We start from the raw sequence: 2,056 nt of genomic DNA, 5'->3' as shown, positions 1-2,056 counted from the left end.
AGACTGTTTGTCAAGAGCGATTACGTTATTTTTCTTTATGCTAATCTGTTCGTGTGGTATTTAATCTATTTTTTCATAGAACTTTTTACATTACCCTTTTTTCTGTTATATATTATATATATGTTCATTTTTTTATATTTAGAACAATAAGGTGATGATTATCCCTAAAACTAGGATAAACATCACCTTAATTCATGGCTTACTTTTTTATTCCCAAAGTTTTTGTATTACCACATCTTTAAAATAATGTTTAATTATTTCTTCAGGATTTTTCCCTTGATCCCTTGCAAATACCTGAGCTCCCCACTGACACAAACCTACACCGTGACCATAGCCTTGCCCTTTAAAAGTAATAGTATTACCAGATATATTAACATCATTTATAATCGTGGATTTAAATTCTGTACTATCAATAGCTAACCTGAATTCCGCAGCATTTACTTCAACATTATTTATTAAAAAGGTTACAGCTCTACCCTCTTCTTCTTGACCGATTTTAAAACTGGTAACATTTCCTGGATCTTTCCCTGCAACTTGTCTAGCCACATTACGAACTCTACTTGTTGTATAACTCTTTTCCCAATACCTTAAATCTTCATCTATCCCATCAAAACAGGGGCATTCTACACTTTGTATATAAGGTGGATTATCATCTTGATAATTTAAACCAACAGGAGCTGTTGAAGTCTTGCCACCACAATATGCATGAAACCAAGCCCTAACAAATTGATCTTTATATACTGCTACTAATCCCCTTGTTGACTCCACTGCCTCTTTTACTTGATCATTTATTCTACTTGGATCATATGCTTGAAATTCCTCAATATTGCTAGATGCATCGGCATTTCTACTTGGAACTCCTCCATCTTCTGCTATCTTTTGTAAAGTAAATGTCCTAGCTTTAATAGCTTGTGCTGCCAATGCTTGTTTCTCCCACGTAGGATCCATCTCAGCTGCTACAACACCCATAATATACTCTTCAATTGCCATTGTTTTAATAGTCCCTTGCTCTGCAATATAAACCCTCAGTTTAGGTTCTTTGTTTTCTCCTTGAGAAATTTGATCTGGTATTTTTACAGTAGTTTTCTCTTCCACAGTTATTTCTTCATTATCTTCATTAAAAGGTTTTGTCTCTTGTTGAGGTTCAGTCTCTGGATTGGGGGCAGGCCTTCTCATTACTCTACAACCGGCACCTATAGAAATTATAATTAAAATACAGAGGATTAATGTTAAACTTTTCTTAACCATAAAATTTACCTCCTTGTTTTTTTATAGTATTTGCTAGGCTTTCTATAAAAATACAAGGGGGTAAAGAGAAAAACCAGGATTAAATCCTGGTCTTTCCTTACTTAACCATATCTTTAAACGCTTTACCTGCTTTGAATGCTGGAACTTTAGTAGCTGGAATACTAATAACTTCACCAGTAGATGGATTTCTACCTTCCCTAGCTGCCCTTTCTCTAGCTTCAAAAGTACCAAATCCAATTAGCTGTACTTTATCCCCTGCACTAACTGCATCCATGATTGATTCTAAAACTGCATTTACAGCTTTTTCACTATCTTTTTTAGTAAGACCACTTTTCTCAGCTACACTTTGAATTAATTCTGTTTTGTTCACTGAACATTACCTCCTAAATTTTCTAGTTAAATTTTTCATTTTATTTATTCTCTATAGATCCCGTAATTCCTGCAAGATCTAGTATTTTTTTTGGAAAAAAAACCATAAAAAGTTATAATCATAGGTTTTTTTCCCATTTATTAACAGCTTTTTGCAATTCATAGGTTATATTCTTTCCTTTTATTCTACCAAAGCTAATCAATAATACTAATATATCACCAAAATTTTTAACCAACTCCTCTTCATCTTTAACAATCTGGACTACCTTCTTATAGATATTTTTATCCATTTTATTTAAGATATACTCATTTTTCTTCTGATCAACCCATTTTTCTAGGTTATTAATTTTATTAAAATCAATAAAAATAATTGAATATTTTAACAAAATTATTTATCAGTCAACACAGCCTAAGCTATGTTTACTCTGATTGGGTGTAA

The 2,056-nt window shown here is 32.3% G+C and carries 3 protein-coding genes; all 3 read right to left on the bottom strand.

The features are described 5' to 3' along the window. Positions 1 to 207 precede the first annotated feature (207 nt). On the bottom strand, positions 208 to 1,248 hold the full coding sequence (locus BMX60_RS11765) for a SpoIID/LytB domain-containing protein (RefSeq protein ID WP_091351620.1): 1,041 nt from the start codon (positions 1,246 to 1,248) through the stop codon (positions 208 to 210). 97 nt (positions 1,249 to 1,345) lie between these two features. Beyond that, positions 1,346 to 1,618 (bottom strand): HU family DNA-binding protein, encoded by a 273-nt coding sequence (locus BMX60_RS11760; protein WP_091351619.1) that lies wholly within the window; start codon positions 1,616 to 1,618, stop codon positions 1,346 to 1,348. Positions 1,619 to 1,736: 118 nt separating this feature from the next. Next, entirely contained in the window at positions 1,737 to 2,003 is a 267-nt protein-coding gene (locus BMX60_RS11755) for a hypothetical protein (RefSeq protein WP_091351618.1), read from the bottom strand. Positions 2,004 to 2,056 lie beyond the last annotated feature (53 nt).

This window comes from Anaerobranca gottschalkii DSM 13577, from assembly GCF_900111575.1.
Lineage (GTDB): Bacteria > Bacillota > Proteinivoracia > Proteinivoracales > Proteinivoracaceae > Anaerobranca > Anaerobranca gottschalkii.
The sequence above is the reverse complement of the archived record's forward strand: the minus strand, read 5'-3'. Positions and strand labels throughout refer to the sequence as shown.

Excerpts from the sequence above, each read along its gene's own strand:
- BMX60_RS11765 (WP_091351620.1), bottom strand. The coding sequence starts at position 1,248 with ATGGTTAAGAAAAGTTTAACATTAATCCTCTGTATTTTAATTATAATT.